The sequence below is a fragment of the Streptomyces sp. NPDC040589 genome, from assembly GCF_055594445.1.
Genome location: NZ_JBVIWP010000003.1, coordinates 671,141 through 689,995 on the forward strand (window position 1 = coordinate 671,141; position 18,855 = coordinate 689,995).

Genomic DNA, 18,855 nt, shown 5'->3' on the forward strand with positions numbered 1-18,855 from the left:
AGCACGAGGAGCGAGAGACACATGGCCGTACGCGGGATCCTGGGGCGCCAGCGCCGGGAGTACAGGACGCCGGAGCCGCACCCGTCCGGCGCACGGCCGCCGAAGCTCGGAGAGCTCGTACCGAAGCATGTGGCGATCGTCATGGACGGCAACGGCCGCTGGGCCAAGGACCGGGGCCTGCCGCGTACCGAGGGTCACAAGGTCGGCGCCGAGCGGGTGCTGGACGTGCTCCAGGGCGCCATCGAGATGGGCGTGGGCGCGATCTCCCTGTACGCCTTCTCCACCGAGAACTGGAAGCGGTCGCCGGACGAGGTGCGCTTCCTGATGAACTTCAACCGGGACTTCATCCGCAAGACCCGCGACCAGCTCGACGAGCTGGGCATCCGGGTCCGCTGGGTGGGCCGGATGCCGAAGCTGTGGCGTTCCGTGGCCAAGGAGCTGCAGATCGCCCAGGAGCAGACCAAGGACAACGACAAGCTGACGCTGTACTTCTGCATGAACTACGGCGGCCGGGCCGAGATCGCCGACGCCGCGCAGGCGCTGGCCGAGGACGTGAAGAGCGGGAAGCTCGACCCGTCCAAGGTCAACGAGAAGACCTTCTCGAAGTACATGTACTACCCGGACATGCCGGACGTGGACCTGTTCCTGCGCCCGAGCGGTGAGCAGCGCACCTCCAACTATCTGATCTGGCAGAGCGCGTACGCCGAGATGGTCTTCCAGGACGTGCTGTGGCCGGACTTCGACCGGCGCGACCTGTGGCGGGCATGCCTGGAGTTCGCCTCGCGCGACCGGCGGTTCGGCGGGGCCATCCCGAACGAGGAGCTGCTGGCCATGGAGGGCAGGCAGGAGTAGCCCCCCCCGGCCCCCTGGCCCCACCGGCCTCCCTTGGCCCGGCAGCCCCTGCGGTGGCAGCCGGGCCGTACCGGAGGTGTGCTGGTGGCATGGGTTCGACGGCCGTCAGTGCACCTCGCGAGACGAGTGGGACGGCCGGGACCTTCGTCGCGGCCTCGCTCGCCCTGTTCTGCATCCAGCTCGACTTCTTCGCGCTCAACCTGGCCATCCCCGGCATCTCCGCAGAGCTGGACACGACGGTCTCGGCAGCCCAGTGGACGGTGTCGGCCTACATGCTCGCCATCGGCTGTCTCGTCATCGTCGGCTGTGCTCTCGCGCCCACCCTGGGCGTCCTCGTCGTGTGCCGGGTGGTGCAGGGCGCGGGCGCGGCGCTGATCTTTCTCGACGACTTCTTCAAGCAGGTCGAGGCCAAGCGCGCCGGCACCAGCGACCTGGGCGCCGAACTCCGCTTCACCCACTCAGGGGCTCAGGGGCGCGGGGAACTGCGCGACAAGCCCCAACGCACCCGCAGCCGACGCTCAACCGCCAGCGGCAGCCGCACACTCCGCACAGGTACCGAAAATCTCCACCGTGTGAGCCACGTTCACATACCCATGCTCCGCGGCGACGGCCTCCGCCCACTTCTCCACGGCCGGCCCCTCCACCTCGACGGCCTTGCCGCACCCACGGCACACAAGGTGGTGGTGATGGTCATCCGTGGAGCAACGGCGGTAGACGGACTCGCCGTCGGCGGTGCGCAGGACATCGACCTCACCGGCGTCGGCGAGGGACTGCAGCGTGCGGTAGACCGTGGTGAGCCCGACCGAGTCGCCCTTGTGCTTGAGCATGTCGTGCAGGTCCTGCGCACTGCGGAACTCGTCGACCTCTTCCAGGGCCGCCGACACGGCGGCCCGCTGCCGGGTGGCGCGGCCCTTCACGGACGGTCCAGCGGTCGTCACCGTTGCCTCCTCACGTCTGCCTTGCCCGGGTCATTGTGCCAGCCCGGGGTGGGGGCGGTCAGACGCCGACTTCGTCGGCCGCCTCCCGGGTACCCGGAATCGCGCACTCGCCGGGGTCATGGGCGGATTGCGCGGAAGCCCGGGCGCGGGCGCGGCGGTGGGCCAGCGGAGCCGCGAGTGCCGTCAGCACGATGAACGCGCCGATGGTCAGCAATACGATCGTCGCACCGGGCGGGACATCCTGGTAGTACGAGGTGACCGTGCCGCCGATCGTCACGCTCACGCCGATGGCGACGGCGATCGCGAACGTGGCGGCGAAGCTGCGGCTGATCTGCTGGGCCGCCGCGACGGGCACCACCATCAGCGCGCTGACCAGCAGCAGGCCGACCACGCGCATCGCCACCGTCACCGTGACGGCCGCGGTGATCGCCGTCAGCAGGTTCAGGGCGCGCACCGGCAGGCCCGTCACCCGGGCGAACTCCTCGTCCTGGCTGACCGCGAACAGCTGCCGGCGCAGGCCGAGCGTGACCAGGACGACGAAGGCGGCCAGTACGCAGATCGCCGTGACGTCCGACTCGGACACCGTCGACAGGGAGCCGAACAGGTACGACGTCAGGTTGGCGTTGGAGCCCGTCGGCGCGAGGTTGATGAACATCACACCGCCGGCCATGCCGCCGTAGAACAGCATCGCGAGGGCGATGTCGCCGCGGGTCTTGCCGTACCAGCGGATCAGCTCCATGAGGACCGCGCCGAGGACGGAGACGAGGGTCGCCATCCACACCGGGGACCAGGTCAGCAGGAAGCCGAGGCCGACGCCGGTCATCGCCACGTGGCCGATGCCGTCGCCCATCAGGGCCTGGCGGCGCTGGACCAGGTAGATCCCCACCGCGGGGGCCGTGATGCCGACCAGGACGGCGGCGAGCAGGGCCCGCTGCATGAAGGCGTAGTCGAGGAAGTCCATCAGCTCAGCAGTCCCGTACGGATCGGTTCGGCGCCCGCCGGCGCGTGCGGGTGTACGTGGTCGTGGCCGGGGAGGGCGTGCTGCCCGACCGCCTTCGGGGGCGGTCCGTCGTGCACGACGCAGCCGTCGCGCAGGACGACCGCCCGGTCGATGAGGGGCTCCAGGGGGCCCAGTTCGTGCAGCACGAGCAGCACGGTGGTGCCCTGGGCGACCTGCTCGCGCAGCGTGTGCGCGAGCACCTCCTGGCTGGCCAGGTCGACGCCCGCCATCGGCTCGTCCATGATCAGCAGCTCGGGCTCGGAGGCGAGCGCGCGGGCGATCAGGACCCGCTGGTGCTGGCCGCCCGAGAGGGCGTCGACGGAGTCCTTGGCCCGGTCCGCCATGCCGACGAGGTCCAGGGCGCGTCGTACGGCCTCGCGGTCGGCCTTGCGCAGCACGCCGAAGCGGGCCCGGGACAGGCGGCCGGAGGAGACCACCTCGGTCACCGTGGCGGGCACGCCGCCCGCGGCCGTGGTGCGCTGCGGGACGTAGCCCACGCGGTGCCAGTCACGGAACCGCGCGCGGGGGGTGCCGAACAGCTCGATCTCGCCGGCGCCGGTCTGCACCTGGCCGATGACGCTGCGCACGGCCGTGGACTTGCCGGAGCCGTTGGCGCCGAGCAGCGCGACGACCTCACCGCGGTGCACGGTGAGGTCGATGCCGCGCAGGACGGGGCGCGAGCCCAGGTCCGCGCGGACGCCGCGCAGGGATACGACGGGCTCGGTCATGCCGTCCTCCGTTGGGTCGATCACTTGGTTCCCAGGGCCGACTGCAGGGCCTTGAGGTTGGCTTCCATGACCTGGAAGTAGTCGTCGCCGCGGGACTTGTCGGTGATGCCCTCAAGGGGGTCTAGGACGTCCGTCTTGAGGTTCGCGTCCCGGGCCAGGGTCTTCGCGGTCCGGTCGGAGACCAGTGTCTCGTAGAAGACGGTGGTGACGCCGTCGGCCTTGGCCTCCTGCTGGAGTTCCTTGACCCGGGCGGCGCTGGGCTCGCTCTCGGGGTCGACACCGGAGATGGCCTCCTGGGTGAGACCGTAGCGCTCGGCGAGGTAGCCGAAGGCGGCGTGGTTGGTGAAGAAGACCTTGGACTTCGAGTCCTTCAGGCCGTTCTCGAAGTCGCTGTTCAGACCGTTCAGCTTCTTGACCAGGGCCTCGGTGTTCTTCTTGTAGTCGGCCGCGTGGTCCGGGTCGGCCTTCTCGAAGGCCTTGCCGACGCCCTGGGCGATCTCGGCGTACTTCACGGGATCGAGCCAGACGTGGGGGTCGCGGCCGTGCTCCTCCTCGGAGGCGCCTTCGGAGTGGCCTTCCTCGCCCTCGTGGCTGTGCCCGGCGCCGCCGTGGTCCTCGAGGTGGGTCAGCGAGGCCGCGTCGATCTTCGTCTCGATGCCGGTCTGCGAGACGGCCTCGTCGACGGCGGGCTGGAGCCCCTTGAGGAAGAGCGCCGCGTCGGCCTCCTCGAGCTGGGCGCGCTGCTGGGTGCTGATCTCCAGGTCGTGCGGCTCCTGGCCGGGCTCGGTCAGACTGGTGACGTTCGCGTGGTCGCCGCCTATCCGCTCGGCGAGGAACGCCATGGGGTAGAACGACGCGACGACGTCGAACTTCTCCGTGTTGCCCGTCGCCGCGCTGTCGCTGGAGCAGGCGGTCAGAGCGCCGAGGCCGAGAGAGGCGGCCGCGGCGGCGGGTATGAGGCGTCGTCGTACGTTCATGACAGTCATTTTCAACAAATATGGAAACCGTTGTCAACAAACGTCCTGAACAGGGGCCGAAACAGGGTCCGCAGCCCTCTGGCGGCCGCTGAGGGGGGAGCGATTTGATTGAGGGGGCGTCCCCGCCGGTAACCTGAATCATTCGCTGGAAGCAACTCGCTTCGTCGCCCGTCGTCGTAATGAAGAGAGCACCGTGGCCGCCGACAAGATCGACACCATCGTCAGCCTGAGCAAGCGCCGTGGCTTCGTATTCCCCTGTAGTGAGATCTACGGCGGTCAGCGCGCCGCCTGGGACTACGGCCCGCTGGGTGTCGAGCTCAAGGAGAACCTCAAGCGCCAGTGGTGGCGCTACATGGTGACGTCGCGCGAGGACGTGGTCGGTATCGACTCGTCCGTCATCCTGGCCCCCGAGGTCTGGGTCGCCTCCGGTCACGTCGCCACGTTCACCGACCCCCTCACCGAGTGCACCTCCTGCCACAAGCGGTTCCGCGCGGACCACCTGGAGGAGGCCTACGAGGAGAAGAAGGGCCGCGCCCCGGAGAACGGGCTCGCGGACCTCAACTGCCCCAACTGCGGAAACAAGGGCACCTTCACCGAGCCCAAGCAGTTCTCGGGCCTGCTGTCGACCCACCTCGGCCCGACGCAGGACTCCGGCTCCGTCGCCTACCTGCGGCCCGAGACCGCGCAGGGCATCTTCACCAACTTCTCCCAGGTGCAGACCACTTCGCGCCGCAAGCCGCCGTTCGGCATCGCCCAGATGGGCAAGTCCTTCCGCAACGAGATCACGCCCGGCAACTTCATCTTCCGCACTCGCGAGTTCGAGCAGATGGAGATGGAGTTCTTCGTCAAGCCGGGCGAGGACGAGACGTGGCAGGAGTACTGGATGGAGCAGCGCTGGAACTGGTACACCGGTCTCGGCATGAGCGAAGAGAACATGCGGTGGTACGAGCACCCGAAGGAGAAGCTCTCCCACTACTCCAAGCGCACCGCCGACATCGAGTACCGGTTCCAGTTCGGCGGCAGTGAGTGGGGCGAGCTGGAGGGTGTGGCCAACCGCACCGACTACGACCTCGGTGCCCACTCCAAGGCCTCCGGCCAGGACCTCACCTACTTCGACCAGGAAGCCGGCGAGCGCTGGACGCCGTACGTCATCGAGCCCGCGGCCGGTGTCGGCCGGGCGATGCTGGCCTTCCTGCTCGACGCCTACCTCGAGGACGAGGCGCCCAACGCCAAGGGCAAGATGGAGAAGCGCACCGTGCTGCGCCTGGACCACCGCCTCGCGCCGGTGAAGGTCGCGGTGCTCCCGCTGTCCCGGAACCCGGAGCTGTCCCCGAAGGCCAAGGGCCTCGCCCAGGCGCTGCGCCAGAACTGGAACATCGACTTCGACGACGCCGGCGCCATCGGCCGTCGCTACCGTCGCCAGGACGAGATCGGTACGCCGTTCTGCGTGACCGTCGACTTCGACACGCTCGAGGACAACGCGGTCACCGTCCGCGAGCGTGACTCGATGAAGCAGGAGCGGGTGTCCCTCGACCAGATCGAGGGGTACCTGGCGGCCCGCCTGATCGGCTGCTGATCGCACTTTCTCGTACACGTCGGTGCCGGGTTCCTCTTCGGAGGGGCCCGGCACTCTCGCGTTCATGGGGGAGTGGTCCTCCAGCGGGGCGGCCGATTGGACCTGTGTGCCGGGGCGGCGGCGCGCCAGGCTCGGCGCATGAGTATCGCGTTCCTGCTGACCACCCTGGTCGTCGTCGCCACGCCCGGCACGGGCGTCGTCTACACCCTCGCCGCCGCGCTCTCCCGTGGCCGCCGCGCGAGTGTCGTCGCGGCCGTCGGCTGCACGCTCGGGATCGTGCCGCATCTGCTGGCCACGGTCACCGGTGTCGCCGCCCTGCTGCACGCCAGCGCGACCGCCTTCGAGGTGCTGAAGTACGCCGGGGTCGCCTATCTGCTCTACATGGCGTGGGCGACCGTGCGGGACAAGGAGGCGCTCGTGGTGGAGGAGCGGGCGGAGTCGGACTCGGAGCCGCTGCCGGTGTCGGCTCGGCGGGTGATCGTGCGGGGTGTGCTGATCAACATCCTCAACCCGAAGCTGACGATCTTCTTCTTCGCGTTCCTGCCGCAGTTCGTGAGCCCGGGGGAGCCGAACGCGGTGGTGCGGATGCTGGGGCTGGGCGGGGTGTTCATGCTGGCGACGTTCGTGGTGTTCGCCGGGTACGGGGTGCTGGCCGCGTCGGTCCGCAGTCATGTCATCGGGCGGCCGCGGGTGATGGCGTGGCTGCGGCGGGGGTTCGCGGGGTCGTTCGTGGCGCTGGGGGCGAAGCTGGCGTTCACGGCTCGGTAGTCGGTGATTCATGGACCTGAGGGAGCCGGGAGAGCTCCGGGAGGATGACAAGTATGGGCTGACAGATATTGAAATCTGTCAGCTGTCATGTCATGGTGGTTGGCATGACGATGCGAACCCGACCCCTCGGAACCACCGGCCCCCAGGTCTCCGCCCTCGGTCTCGGCTGCATGGGCATGTCCGCGCTGTACGGCGAGGCGGACCGGGCCGAATCCATCGCGACCCTCCATGCGGCGCTCGAAGCGGGCCTCACCCTGCTGGACACCGGCGACTTCTACGGCATGGGCCACAACGAACTGCTGATCGGCGAGGCCCTCCGCGCGGCCCCCGCCGCCCGGCGTGAACAGGCGCTGGTCAGCGTGAAGTTCGGCGCCCTGCGCGACCCGGACGGCGGCTGGTCCGGCTACGACGGGCGGCCCGCCGCCGTGAAGAACTTCGCCGCGTACTCCCTCCAGCGGCTCGGCGTCGACCACATCGACGTCTACCGCATCGCCCGCCTCGACCCGGACGTGCCGATCGAGGAGACGGTCGGCGCGATCGCGGAGCTCGTCGAGAAGGGATACGTGCGGCACATCGGCCTGAGCGAGGTCGGCGCCGAGACCATCCGCCGGGCCGCCGCCACCGCGCCGATCTCCGACCTCCAGATCGAGTACTCCCTCATATCGCGCGGCATCGAGGACGAGATCCTGCCGACCACGCGTGAGCTGGGCATCGGGATCACGGCGTACGGGGTGCTCTCCCGGGGCCTGATATCGGGCCACTTCACCGCGGACCGGCAGCTCGGCGCGGGAGACTTCCGGGCGATGTCGCCGCGCTTCCAGGGCGAGAACCTCCGGCACAACCTGGACCTGGTCGAGGCGCTGCGGAAGATCGCCGAGCAGAAGGGCGTCAGCGTCGCGCAGACGGCCATCGCCTGGGTGCTCTCGCGCGGTGAGGACATCGTGCCCCTGGTCGGCGCCCGCCGCCGCGACCGGCTCACGGAGGCGCTGGGCGCGCTGGACCTGACGCTGGAAGCGGCCGATCTGGCCGCGATCGAGGAGGCCGTGCCGGCCGGCGCCGCCGCCGGCGACCGCTACCCGGCGGCCCAGATGGCGCACCTCGAGAGCTGAACCGGGCTCCGGGTACGGTCAGGGCATGGCACCGACCAGCGAGACTCTGACCGCCGAGCGCATCCTCGAGGCCACCGAGGAGGTGCTGCGGCGCCACGGCCCGGCCAAGGCCACCGTCGTGGACGTCGCCCGGGCGCTCGGTGTCAGCCACGGCAGCGTCTACCGCCACTTCCGCACCAAGGCGGCGCTGCGCGAGGCGGTCACCAAACGCTGGCTGGACCGCACGTCCGGGGAGCTGTCCGGAATCGTCGCGGCCGGCAGTGCCCCGGAGGCCCGGCTGCGGGACTGGCTCGCCGCGCTGTTCGCCGCGAAGCGCCGCAAGGCGGGCGAGGATCCGGAGCTGTTCGCCACGTACACGGTCCTCACGGACGAGGCCGGTACGGCGGTGGGGGAGCACATCACCGACCTCACCACCCAGCTGGCCCGCATCATCGAGGCCGGCGTGGAGACCGGCAGCTTCACCGCTGCCGACCCGGAGGCCTCGGCCCGCGCGGTGTTCCAGGCGACGGGGCGGTTCCATGACCCCTGCTATGCGCGGGAGTGGGAGCAGCCCGGTGTGGAGGGGGAGTTCGAGGTGGTGGTGGAGCTGGTGGTGCGAGGGTTGCGGCCCTGAGGGGATCGCCGTACCGGGTGCGCGTCGGCCGGGAGGGGCACAGGATGGGATGCGAGGGGTGGGTGGCCGCGCGGGGGCGCTGAGAAGGGGATGGCGATCGTGGATCTCATACTGCGCCCGGGCACTTCGGACGATGCCGCTGAGTGCGGAAGGATCTGCTACGAGGCCTTCGCGGGCATCGCCGAGGAGCATGCGTTCCCTCCTGACTTCCCGAGCCCCGACGTGGGTGTCGCGGTGATCGAGGGAGCCCTGACGCACCCGGGCTTCTACAGCGTCGTCGCCGAGCTCGACGGGCGGATCGTGGGCAGCAACTTCCTCGACGAACGCTCGACCGTCGTCGGGGTCGGGCCCGTCACCGTCGACCCCGCCGGGCAGAACGCGGGCGTGGGCCGCCGCCTGATGCGGGACGTGATGGAGCGGGCCGACGAGCGCGGGGCGCCGGGCATCCGGCTGTTGCAGACCGGCTACCACAACAGGTCGTTCTCGCTGTACGTGAGCTTGGGCTTCGTCCACCGGGCCACGGTGGCCTGTGTGCAAGGCCCGCCGATCGGGCGTGCGATGCCCGGCCACGCGGTGCGGGAGGCCACGGACGCGGACCTCGGCGCCTGCAACGACGTGTGCCGGCAGGTCCACGGCTTCGACCGGGGTGGCGAGGTTGCCGACGGGCTCAAACAGGGCACCGCCCGGGTCGTGGAGCGCGAGGGACGCGTCACCGGGTACGCCACCGACCTCGCCTTCTTCGCGCACGCCGTCGGCGAGACCACCCCGGACGTACAGGCCCTGATCGCGGCGGCCCCGCAGTTCGCCGGCCCGGGCATCCTCGTACCCGCGAGCGACAGTGTGCTGCTGAGGTGGTGCCTGTCCAACGGCCTCAAGGTCGTGCAGTTGATGAGCCTGATGACCATCGGCCTGTACAACGAGCCCGACGGGGCGTACCTGCCCTCGATCATCTACTAGGCGGTTCGTTTGGATCGGTCGGTCGTTGGTTCGGGTGTGTCGTTGACTGATGCGCAGTGGGCGCGGATCGGGCCGTTGCTCCCGGACCGGACGCCGAAGCGGGGGTGGCCGCTGGCGGGATGATCGAGAGGTGATCGACGCGATCTGCGTGTTCCTCGCCGCCGGGGGCGGCCTCGCACCAGACCCGACCTGGTCCTGGCCGACAAGGCGCTCCCGGGAGATCCGCGACCACCTGCGCAGACGCGGCATCCGAGCAGTGATCCCCGAAGGGGCCGACCAGCAGGCCCACCGGCGGCGACGCGGACGATCCGGTGGCAGACCGTCTGCCTTCGACCGAGAGACGTACAAGTAACGCAAGACCGTCGAGCGGTGCATCAACCGCTTGAAGCAGTGGCGCGGTATCGCCACCCGCTACGAGAAGACCGCGACCATCTGCCTCGCCGGGCTCCACATCGCAGGCATCTTCCTCTGGTCCGCCCGATGATCCGCTAACTCAAGTGCTGCTGTGCCCATCCAGAGACGCTGCTCAGCCGGGCGGCCGCATTGACACAGGCACCGGTTCGGGTGGGCTGGTCCACCTCGAAGTCGTGTCCGGTCAAGCCGCTTTCGTCCTCGACGATGCGAGCGATGCGATAGGCCAGCTCCATCACTTCCAACGCCGCCGGACCCGAATGGCGGTAAGCGACCTCGATGTGGGCTGTGTCGCCGCAGTAGTCGAGCTGTACGCGCCCTGGCGGACCAACGGTCTCAAGCGTGAGGCTGTACAGGTACTCCTCGGACTCGACGGGACCAATGTCCCGCGAGACTCGTCTCAGGATTCGGTCCCACTCGTTCCGTTGCGCGTGAGTAAGTTGGAGCAGCGGCAGGTCGGCATCGAGATCGAAGTCGGCGTTGAGGCGGTCAAGCGTTTCCTGAAGCGTCAGGCCCGGCTGAACCCGCACGAGCATGATGTCGTAGGTCACCGGGCGAATCTACAGCGCCGCTCCTGCCCCGAAACTGACTCTCTCGTGGTGATCGACGAAGCGGCCTGGTGCTGTCAGTGCCCGTTGATAACGTGCTTCGTCCAGTCGTGGAGTTCATGAAGGGACGGGGCACGTGCGGGATGTGACATGCCATCAGGTCGGCGAGCAGCGGTTGGCCGAGGCGCTCGACGACATCGACGGGCGGGCCTACACGCGGTGGCACTCGCTGCGCTACGGCAGCATCTCGCCGACGCTGATCCGGGCCATGGCGGACGAACTGCTCGACCATGTCGCCGCGCGAACGGTGACGGAGCCGGGGCTCGACGCCGCGGCCGGCACGGTCGCCGTCACCGCCGCGGAGTGTGTGCACGGAGTGCTGAGCATCATGTGCTTCCCGAACGGGGACCAGGAACTCCGGTTCCCCCTCGTCGGGGAGCGGATCAGCACCGACCCGGACGACGACGAGTTCGGGGACGGGCCCATCACCTTCCGGGACGTCGTCAAGGAGGCGCCCACCGCGCGGACCTGGCTCGACATGTTCGAGATGTGTGTCGTCAGCGGGCATGTGTGGGACTGGGAGCGGGTCACCGGGCTGCTGCTGCGCGGCGACTACGCGCCCGCCATCCGTGACGGCGTGCCCTACAACCGGTACACCTCCGTCTCCGACCCCGCCGACCTCGCCGCCATGGACGCCCTGTGCCCCTATCTCACCGAGGCGGCCGGGCATCTGCCCCGCGACTGGCCGACGGTTCCGCTGCGCAAGCCCGACGCCGGGGAGCGCGCGGAGGCCGCCCGGCGGCTCGACGAGGCCGGCGACGCGCTGAGCGCGGACCAGCGGCTGCTCCGCGTACTCCTCGACGACGACCAGCACGCCTTCGAGGACGCCCTCGTCGCCCGGCTGGTCGCGTACCGGGCGAGCGTCGAGGCCGATGCCGGTGATCCCGCGCCCCGGTCCCTCCTCCCCCTCGGCACCCTCGCCCTGGCCTGCCTCGCCGTCCAGGTCCATGGGTGGGAACTCGGTGTCCGGTCCGGGTATCTGCCGTACGGTCTGCTGGGATCGCCGGACGCGCCGCGCCGGGCGGCGGAGGGGAACCGGAACAACTTGGGCTACTGGGCCGCCAAGTAGGCCACCCGGGGGGCGGGTCATGAGTGTGACGGGCGTGACGGGTGTGATCTTGCGGGAGTACCGCGCCGACAGACGCGCGCGGCTGAAGGTGCTCGCGCTCATCGCGCTGATGCTGGCGTGCGGGGTGCTAGAGGTGGTCATCAACGACCTGCCGGGCTGGGTCGCGGCGATCCTGATAGGAGTTCTGACCATCGTCGACGGCGTGTGGGCCCTGTCCCTGTGGCGCGCCCGCACGGTGGTGCGGGCGAGCGGGATCGCCGTGGTCGGGGTGGTGCGGGTGCGGAAGTGGGCCTGGCCCGACATCCAGGACATCGTCGTGGAGACGGACTCGTCCCCACCGAGGCAGCGCGTACGTCTGTGCGACAGCCAAGGACGGAAGACCACCCTGCCCCACGTCGGCGAACGCCATCTGCCGGATCTCCACGCCCTGCGACCCCGGTAGCCCCGCCGGCGCCGAGCCTCAGGCCGCGTCTTTCGCGATGATCCGAAAGACACGGACCAGGGCCACACGCCCGGCCGTTCACGCCGCCGTCGGGTCCACCGTCGCCTGGTGTGCCTCCGCCAGATGTTCCTCCGCCTTCAGCCAGGGCAGGAACTGCGCGCCTCTGCGCCAGCCGCAGGTGTCGCATCTGATCGTGCGCTGCATGCCCGTGCGCTGGACCCGCACCACGTGTTCGCGGCCGTGCTGGTCCCAGCGGCTGACCTTGCTGGTGTCGATCTGCGTCATGACGCCTCCCGCGTCCAGGAATCCGGCCCGTCCGGTCCGCTCGCAGTAAGGAGTGTGCGGCAAGACCAACATCAACGGGGTTTCCCCGGATGCGAGTTATCAGGCCGTGAGATGCCTCAGACGACCGTGCGCGGCAGCCTGAGGCTCAGCAGACCTGTCAGCACCACCCCGGCGAGCTGTACCAGCAGCGTCGTGACCAGGGCGTCCCGCATGCCCATCCCCGGGACCAGGGACAGGAACAGCGTGCCCAGGGTGGCGACACCGAGGGCCAGTGCCGACTGCTGAGTGGTGATCATCACGCCGCTGCCGACGCCGGCGCGGGCGGGCGGCACCTCGGAGAGGATGACCCGGTAGATGACGGGCAGTTGAAGGGCCTGGCCCGCGCCGGCGATCGCCGCGCCCGGGAGCAGTTCGACGAAACCGAGGTGCGGCCAGAAGCGCCAGGCGGCCAGGGCCATCAGCGCCAGACCCACGCCCTGGAGCACGGCACCGGCCGTCACCACGCGCGTGCCGTACCGGGCGACCAGCCGGGGGCCCAGCAGGGAGAAGACGAAGAAGACCACCGCCAGGGGCGCGAGCGCCAGGCCCGCGGCGACCGGGCCGAGCCCGGCGCCCTCCTGCAAGGCCACCGCGATCACGAACATGAAGCCGCTGAAGCCGATGGAGAAGGGCAGCACCAGCAGCAGTCCGCGGCGCAGGGAGGTGAGCGCGAACAGGCTCGGCGGGACCAGCGGTGTACGGCCCTCGCGGTCGGCCCTGCGCTCCACCGCGTAGAACGCCGCCGCCACGAACGGGAACGCGGCCAGCGACAGCCACGTCCACAACGGCCAGCCCGCCGCCCGCCCTTCGGTGAGCGGGACGAGCAGGGTGAGGAGCGAGGCCGCGAGGAGGAACGTGCCGGGGACATCGACCGGCTCCGGTCGCGGCGAGCGGGTCTCGGGGACCACCCGCACGGCCAGCACCAGGCCGGCGAGGACGACCGGCACGTTCACGAGGAACACCGAGCGCCAGCCGGTACCGGCGATGTCGGCCGCGACGAGGACTCCGCCGAGGATCTGTCCGGCGATCATGGACAGCCCGGCGGTCGCGCCGTACAGGCCCATGGCCTTCGCGCGCCGGGGGCCGGTCGTGGTGGCCTGGATGGTGGCCAGTACCTGCGGCAGCATCGCGGCGGCCGACGCGCCCTGCGCGACCCGGGCCGCGACCAGCGACCAGGCGTCCGGAGCCAGTCCGCACGCCAGCGAGGTCAGCCCGAAGGCCGCCATACCGCCGAGGAACAGCCGCCGCCGGCCGAACAGGTCACCGAGCCGGCCCCCGAGGACCAGCAGCACGGCGTACGACACCCCGTACCCGGCGACGACGAGTTCGAGGACCGACTCGCTCGCGGTGAGGTCGGTGCCGATGGTGGGCAGGGCGACGTTGACGATGAAGAAGTCGACGAGGGGCAGGGCCGCGGCCAGCAGCACCGCGAACAGTCCGAGCCCGCCGAGCACGGGGGCCGGGGCGGCGGGCGAACGGACGGAGCGTGAGGTGAGGGATTCCGTGGTCACGGTCATGAGCCTGCTGCCTCACTCAGGCTGGTACCAGAGTGTCCTTATCCTGGTAGCCACACCACCTGGAAACAGGGTCCGGGCGGCGGCAGGCTGGAGGGTATGACGACCATGGCTGAGGAGACGGCGGTACGCGCGCCCGAGGCGCCCCGCGACGGGGATGTCCGCCGGCACGAGCTGGCGGCGTTCCTGCGCAGCCGCCGGGAGCGGATCGCCCCCGAGCAGGTCGGCCTGCCCCGGGGCCGCCGGCGCCGTACGCCGGGTCTGCGCCGTGAGGAGGTCGCCCAGCTCTCCGCCGTGGGTGTCACGTGGTACACGTGGCTGGAGCAGGCCCGTGACATCCAGGTCTCCGTCCAGGTCCTCGACGCGCTCGCCCGCGCGCTGCTGCTCGACCCCGGCGAGCGCGCCCACCTCTTCCAGCTGGCCGGCGTCGCCGACCCGACGCCCGCGACCACGTGCCCGTCGGTCACGCCGGCGATGCGGGCGGTGCTGGAGCAGGTCGAGCCGTTCCCGGCGTGCCTGCAGAACAGCCGGTACGACATCCTCGCCTACAACCGCACGTACGGGCTGCTGCTGTGCGACCTGGACACGGTGCCGCCCGAGAACCGCAACTGCATGGTCCTGTCCTACACGCACGCCGAGTGGCAGTCGTCGATCGTGCACCTGGAGGAGACCCAGCGCCTGATGGCGGCCCGCTTCCGCGCCGCGATGGCCGGCCATCTCACCGAGCCCGCCTGGAAGATGCTGCTCAAGCGCCTGCGCACGGAATCCCCGGAGTTCCGCACGGCCTGGGACCGCCACGAGGTCGTCGCCCACCGCACCAAACGCAAGGAGTTCCTCAACCGTCACGTCGGCCGCATCGCCGTCGATCACACGGACCTGTGGCTGACGCCGGGGGCGGGGCCGCGGATCGTGACCTACGTACCGGCGGACGAGGAGTCCCGGGAGCGGCTGGAGAGGCTGCAGGCGATCGCCTCGATGGGGCGGAGGTAGTCACCACTGGCCACTGCCCACCAGGTAGGTGATGCCCGCGAGGACGGCCAGGATCAATGCCGGGATCGCCAGGCCTTTCGCGATCGCGGTCAGAGTGTGCGTACCGCTCGCCGCCTTGCTCGTGTACTGCTCCCACCGTGCTCCCAGATCGTGCCGGGCGAACGCGCCGACGACCAGCGCCACCGCACCGGTGATCAGGCACACGATGAGCGGTGTGAGCGCTCCGTGCTCGCGGACGTTGTCCTCGATGTTGCCGTACACCCCTGCGTCGCCCCGTTCCATGACGGCCGCCACCGCCGCCTGGATGGCCAGTACGAGCGTGATGACCGCCGTGACGGCGAGGGCGAGGGCGGCACCGGCAAGGGCGGGAGCGCGCCGGGACGGGGATGACCGGTCCGTTCGCGGCTGGTGTGTAGCGGTCCGGGGCGGCGTCTTGGGAGGGGGCGGGATGTGCGAGGGCCCGACGACCACCGGGGTCTGCTTGCCGTCCGCTCCGGGCATCGGCCTTGTGGAGTCGTTCGAGGGCTGGGGTTCGGGCTCCGTGGGGCCTCCGGGCTCTGGTGCCGGGCCCACCACCGCCTCGACGTGGATCACTGACTCGTCGGCCACACCCTTGAGCACGATGTCGCCGGACAGGTGCCCCTCGGCGGCCGTGTCGACGTGGACGTCCAGACCGCTCCGGGTCGGATCGACCCGCAGCCACGCCTGGTTGGGCTGGGCCAGGCAGTGACGGGCCAGCGGTGGGCCGTGCAGGGTCACGGACTGTTTCCGTGGGGGCGAGCCCCTTGGTGCCAGGCCGAAGTCCAGGTGGTCCGGGGACGGTGCCAGGTGGATCTCGCTCAAGGCGTCGGACGCCAGCTCGGCGATCGGCTGGATGTCGTTCCGCGCCACCTCCTCCAGGTGCTGACGCGCCCCTTCCGCCATGGGCAGCTCCCTGCGCTGCAGTCGTTTGCGCAACTCCGTCACGGCGCCCTGCCGTGTGAGGAAGTCGTCGCTCTTCATGGCCGCCTGCAGGGAGGGCGGCGAGGGAATGGCAACGATCCTGATGCCGCCACGCCGACTGTGTGCCAGATGCAGCTCCCCCTGCAGCTCCGCCGCCTTCTTCGGCGTCTGATGGGGGTTCTGCTCCCGGACGTGTCTGTAGACGTACTCGTACAGGTCGTCGAGCGAGACGTTCCCGTCCGCGTCGAGGTCGGCCTCGCCGGTCTCCAGGCCCTCGACGACCGCGTGCGTGAACAGCGAAGGCCGCGGAGCGGAGTTCTCGGCGAGTTTGCTGCCCTCGAAGGCGTACTCCATGGAGTCGGACGCGGTGATGACGGCCCAGCCCCGCCCACTGGCCGGCTCGTCCTTCGCGAACGACTCGAGGACGTTGATATCTCCGGAAGCGCGTACGGAGGACGAGCCCCGGGAGAAGGCGCCGCCGTAGCAGCAGTCGAGGAACAGGACGCTGCGGCCCGCCCGGGTGCCGGACATGCAACCGCGGACGAACTGGGAGGGGACAGCCGTGGCGGCCAGCAGCGGGGGCTCGGTGTCGCTCGCGGCCAGGTACAGCTCGCCGGACTCGCTCTTGAGGCCGTGGCAGGAGAAGTGCAGCAGGAGCGTGTCGGCGCGGCCGCGCTCGTTGAAGAAGCCCTGGATGCGCCTGCGCATGAGGTCGGCCGAGGCGTTGTGCACGACCTCCACCTCGAAGTCGCCGATCTGCGGGTCGTGCAGCACCCTCTCGAGGGCCGCGGCGTCCTGGGCGGGGGCCTTGAGCTTCTTGAGCCCCTGGTCGTCGTACCGGTCGTTGGCGATGATCAGCGCGTGTCTGGAATCCGTCATGGCTCGGCTCCGGCCGGGGAATGGCGCTGGACGAAGACCTTGAACGCCTCCGCGACCTGATCGTCGGTCGCCTCGGACACCTCCAGGACGTCCTCGCCCATCTGCAGACGCAGGGACGGGTGGGTGTCATGGCGCCTGCCCAGCCACGACCGGATCACGGTCACCACCTGGCTCAGGGCGGTTGCCGAACTGCCCAGGGTCACCAGCAGGGCACCGATCTGAGTGACGTCCACGGCCCGCGCTCCGGGCGGTACCTCCCCGCCGGGGAGCGTCGTGACGTCGTCCACGTCGAGCTCCAGCAGTTCCTCGCGCAGGTAGCCGGTCAGCTCCGCGACACGTTCGGCTTCCGCGTCCTCTTCGGCGAGGAGGATGTGCAGTGTGTTGTCCACTGGCTCAGCCCCTCTGTTCGTGCTCTCGGGGCGGCGCAGAGTCGGACCATCGGTGGGCTCTACGTCTTCACTTACAGTTTCCGCTGCTCAGGGCGGGGTGGCAAGTCGCCGACGGGGGAATGAGTTTCACGGTTCAACCGTGAGGTTCCTCGTTCGACTTGGGGTGGATCAACGTCGGCAACGTCCGTGGCCGCAAGGGCGATTCCCCAACCGCCGCAGGCACACGCCGTGTTGTCGAGAGGGCGATGAACCACGGCTACGAGGCACGATCCGCGGTCACCGCCACATCACGCACCTCCGCGGACTTCAGCCTCTCGGCCGCACGCTCGGCAGTCCCCCGAGCCCACCGCCCACTCGTCACCGCCCCCAACGCCAGCACAGCGAAACCGCACACCGCGAGAATCCACCACCCGGGCCGCGCCGCCGACACGAACATCTCCCGGTACGACGACGAGCCCACCCCCGAGGCGAGCACCGCGCCCACCACGGCGACCCCCAGCGTCTGCCCGAGCTGTCGGCTCGTCGAGGCGACCGCCGCGGCGACACCCGCCTGTGCGCGCGGCATCCCGGACACCGCCGTGTTGGTGATCGGCGCGTTGACGAAACCGAAGCCGATGCCGAAGAGGACGTATCCGGCGAAGAGCGTGACGTCGGAGGTCTCGGCCTCGAACGCGGCGAACAGTACGCCGCTCGCGGTCATCGCGAAGCCGGCGATCAGGAGCGGGAGGCGTGGGCCGCGCGTGCCGACCAGGCGGCCGGAGAGCGGGGCGCACAGGAACGTCGGGGCCGCCATCGGCAGCATCCACAGACCCGCCTCCAGGGCGGTCAGGCCGCGCACGTTCTGGAGGTACAGCGTGGACAGGAAGAGGAACCCGCCCAGCGCTGCGAAGGCGCTGACCGCGATGACCGTGGCCCCGCTGAACGGCGCCGAGCGGAAGAACCGCAGATCGATCAGGGGTTCCGCGCGTCGCGGCTCGTACCAGAGCAGGCCGAGGAAGGCAGCCAGGGCGACCGCTGCCAGCGGGGCTGTCGAGGCGAACGGCGTGCTCGGCGCCTCGATGATCGCGTACGTCAGGGAACCGAAGAGGGCGATCACCAGGAGCTGGCCGACCGGGTCGGGGCGGCGGGCCTTGCCGGCGCGGGACTCGGGGACGAAGCGCAGGGTGAGCAGCAGGGCGGCCAGGCCCACCGGCAGGTTGATCCAGAAGATGGAGCGCCAGCCGACCGACTCGACGAGAAGGCCGCCGACCAGCGGGCCGGCGGCCATCGATATGCCGACGACCGCGCCCCACACGCCGATCGCCCGGGCCCGCTCACGCGGGTCCGTGAACGTGTTGGTGATGATCGACATGGCGACCGGGTTCAGCATCGAGCCGCCCACCGCCTGCACCATCCGGAAGACGACCAGCGCCTCCAGGTTCGGTGCGAGGGAACAGAGGACCGAGCCGATGGTGAAGACCACCAGGCCCGCCATGAAGACCCGCTTGCGGCCGATCCGGTCGGCCGTGGAGCCCGCGAGCATCAGCAGCGAGGCCAGGACCAGGGTGTAGGCGTCGATCGTCCACTGCAGGCCGGACGTGCTCGCGTGCAGGTCCTGCTGCATGGAGGGCAGGGCCACGTTCAGGACCGTGTTGTCGAGGCTCACGATCAGCAGGCTCATACAGCAGATCGCGAGCACCAGCATGCGGCGGCGGGGGCTGAGCTCGGGCATGCGGGCCATCGTACGCCGATTTCGATAGTGTGGCTAACTAATGAATTTTACCGTCTCA

19 protein-coding genes and 1 pseudogene are annotated in these 18,855 nt (G+C 70.1%); 10 read left to right on the forward strand and 10 right to left on the reverse strand.

What is annotated here, in order from left to right:
• The first annotated feature begins 21 nt into the window (after positions 1-21).
• Positions 22-852 (forward strand): isoprenyl transferase, encoded by an 831-nt coding sequence (locus ACZ58V_RS15540; protein WP_469410674.1) that lies wholly within the window; start codon positions 22-24, stop codon positions 850-852.
• A 518-nt stretch (positions 853-1,370) separates the two neighbouring features.
• Here ACZ58V_RS15540 and ACZ58V_RS15545 read toward each other — a convergent pair.
• The 4 genes from ACZ58V_RS15545 to ACZ58V_RS15560 are packed head-to-tail and all read right to left on the reverse strand — an operon-like array spanning position 1,371 to position 4,495.
• Positions 1,371-1,790 (reverse strand): Fur family transcriptional regulator, encoded by a 420-nt coding sequence (locus ACZ58V_RS15545; protein ID WP_468191622.1) that lies wholly within the window; start codon positions 1,788-1,790, stop codon positions 1,371-1,373.
• A gap of 58 nt (positions 1,791-1,848) precedes the next feature.
• Positions 1,849-2,751 carry a metal ABC transporter permease gene (locus ACZ58V_RS15550; protein WP_468191619.1) on the reverse strand — a complete coding sequence of 301 codons (903 nt, stop codon included), beginning with the start codon at positions 2,749-2,751 and terminating at the stop codon, positions 1,849-1,851.
• On the reverse strand, positions 2,751-3,518 hold the full coding sequence (locus ACZ58V_RS15555) for a metal ABC transporter ATP-binding protein (RefSeq protein WP_468191616.1): 768 nt from the start codon (positions 3,516-3,518) through the stop codon (positions 2,751-2,753). Before ACZ58V_RS15555 ends, ACZ58V_RS15550 begins: the two co-directional genes overlap by 1 nt.
• A 20-nt stretch (positions 3,519-3,538) precedes the next feature.
• Positions 3,539-4,495, reverse strand: coding sequence for a metal ABC transporter substrate-binding protein (locus ACZ58V_RS15560; protein ID WP_468191613.1), 957 nt, complete (start codon positions 4,493-4,495; stop codon positions 3,539-3,541).
• Positions 4,496-4,688: 193 nt separating this feature from the next.
• Here ACZ58V_RS15560 and ACZ58V_RS15565 point away from each other — a divergent pair, with 193 nt between their 5' ends.
• The 6 genes and pseudogenes from ACZ58V_RS15565 to ACZ58V_RS15590 all read left to right on the forward strand — a co-directional run.
• Positions 4,689-6,071 (forward strand): glycine--tRNA ligase, encoded by a 1,383-nt coding sequence (locus tag ACZ58V_RS15565; protein WP_468191610.1) that lies wholly within the window; start codon positions 4,689-4,691, stop codon positions 6,069-6,071.
• Positions 6,072-6,209: 138 nt separating this feature from the next.
• The gene (locus ACZ58V_RS15570) at positions 6,210-6,839 is read left to right on the forward strand and encodes a LysE family translocator (RefSeq protein WP_468191607.1); all 630 of its coding nucleotides are present in this window, start codon (positions 6,210-6,212) and stop codon (positions 6,837-6,839) included.
• A gap of 104 nt (positions 6,840-6,943) precedes the next feature.
• The gene (locus ACZ58V_RS15575) at positions 6,944-7,948 is read left to right on the forward strand and encodes an aldo/keto reductase (RefSeq protein WP_471290372.1); all 1,005 of its coding nucleotides are present in this window, start codon (positions 6,944-6,946) and stop codon (positions 7,946-7,948) included.
• Between the two features lie 25 nt (positions 7,949-7,973).
• Positions 7,974-8,561, forward strand: coding sequence for a TetR/AcrR family transcriptional regulator (locus tag ACZ58V_RS15580; RefSeq protein ID WP_471290374.1), 588 nt, complete (start codon positions 7,974-7,976; stop codon positions 8,559-8,561).
• Between the two features lie 90 nt (positions 8,562-8,651).
• Positions 8,652-9,518 carry a GNAT family N-acetyltransferase gene (locus ACZ58V_RS15585; protein WP_471290375.1) on the forward strand — a complete coding sequence of 289 codons (867 nt, stop codon included), beginning with the start codon at positions 8,652-8,654 and terminating at the stop codon, positions 9,516-9,518.
• Positions 9,519-9,659: 141 nt separating this feature from the next.
• A pseudogene (locus ACZ58V_RS15590) lies at positions 9,660-10,002 on the forward strand (transposase); the annotation flags it as partial.
• 4 nt (positions 10,003-10,006) lie between these two features.
• Here ACZ58V_RS15590 and ACZ58V_RS15595 read toward each other — a convergent pair.
• Positions 10,007-10,480, reverse strand: a complete 474-nt coding sequence (locus ACZ58V_RS15595; protein ID WP_468191595.1) for a hypothetical protein — start codon at positions 10,478-10,480, stop codon at positions 10,007-10,009.
• Between the two features lie 133 nt (positions 10,481-10,613).
• Here ACZ58V_RS15595 and ACZ58V_RS15600 point away from each other — a divergent pair, with 133 nt between their 5' ends.
• Positions 10,614-11,606, forward strand: coding sequence for an immunity 49 family protein (locus tag ACZ58V_RS15600; protein ID WP_468191593.1), 993 nt, complete (start codon positions 10,614-10,616; stop codon positions 11,604-11,606).
• A gap of 34 nt (positions 11,607-11,640) precedes the next feature.
• Positions 11,641-12,048 (forward strand): PH domain-containing protein, encoded by a 408-nt coding sequence (locus ACZ58V_RS15605; RefSeq protein ID WP_272115006.1) that lies wholly within the window; start codon positions 11,641-11,643, stop codon positions 12,046-12,048.
• Between the two features lie 78 nt (positions 12,049-12,126).
• On the opposite strand, the gene ACZ58V_RS15610 is transcribed toward ACZ58V_RS15605, so the two are convergent.
• Positions 12,127-12,333 carry a hypothetical protein gene (locus tag ACZ58V_RS15610; RefSeq protein WP_382493367.1) on the reverse strand — a complete coding sequence of 69 codons (207 nt, stop codon included), beginning with the start codon at positions 12,331-12,333 and terminating at the stop codon, positions 12,127-12,129.
• Between the two features lie 116 nt (positions 12,334-12,449).
• Entirely contained in the window at positions 12,450-13,889 is a 1,440-nt protein-coding gene (locus ACZ58V_RS15615; RefSeq protein WP_471290377.1) for an MFS transporter, read from the reverse strand.
• 96 nt (positions 13,890-13,985) lie between these two features.
• Here ACZ58V_RS15615 and ACZ58V_RS15620 point away from each other — a divergent pair, with 96 nt between their 5' ends.
• The gene (locus ACZ58V_RS15620; RefSeq protein ID WP_468191585.1) at positions 13,986-14,876 is read left to right on the forward strand and encodes an MmyB family transcriptional regulator; all 891 of its coding nucleotides are present in this window, start codon (positions 13,986-13,988) and stop codon (positions 14,874-14,876) included.
• On the opposite strand, the gene ACZ58V_RS15625 is transcribed toward ACZ58V_RS15620, so the two are convergent.
• The 3 genes from ACZ58V_RS15625 to ACZ58V_RS15635 all read right to left on the reverse strand — a co-directional run bounded on the left by ACZ58V_RS15625 (position 14,877) and on the right by ACZ58V_RS15635 (position 18,797).
• Positions 14,877-16,697, reverse strand: coding sequence for a caspase family protein (locus tag ACZ58V_RS15625; protein WP_468191582.1), 1,821 nt, complete (start codon positions 16,695-16,697; stop codon positions 14,877-14,879).
• Complete coding sequence (locus tag ACZ58V_RS15630) at positions 16,694-17,086, reverse strand: hypothetical protein (RefSeq protein WP_471290380.1); 393 nt, start codon at positions 17,084-17,086, stop codon at positions 16,694-16,696. Before ACZ58V_RS15630 ends, ACZ58V_RS15625 begins: the two co-directional genes overlap by 4 nt.
• 256 nt (positions 17,087-17,342) lie before the next feature.
• Positions 17,343-18,797 carry an MFS transporter gene (locus ACZ58V_RS15635; protein ID WP_468191577.1) on the reverse strand — a complete coding sequence of 485 codons (1,455 nt, stop codon included), beginning with the start codon at positions 18,795-18,797 and terminating at the stop codon, positions 17,343-17,345.
• Positions 18,798-18,855: the final 58 nt, after the last annotated feature.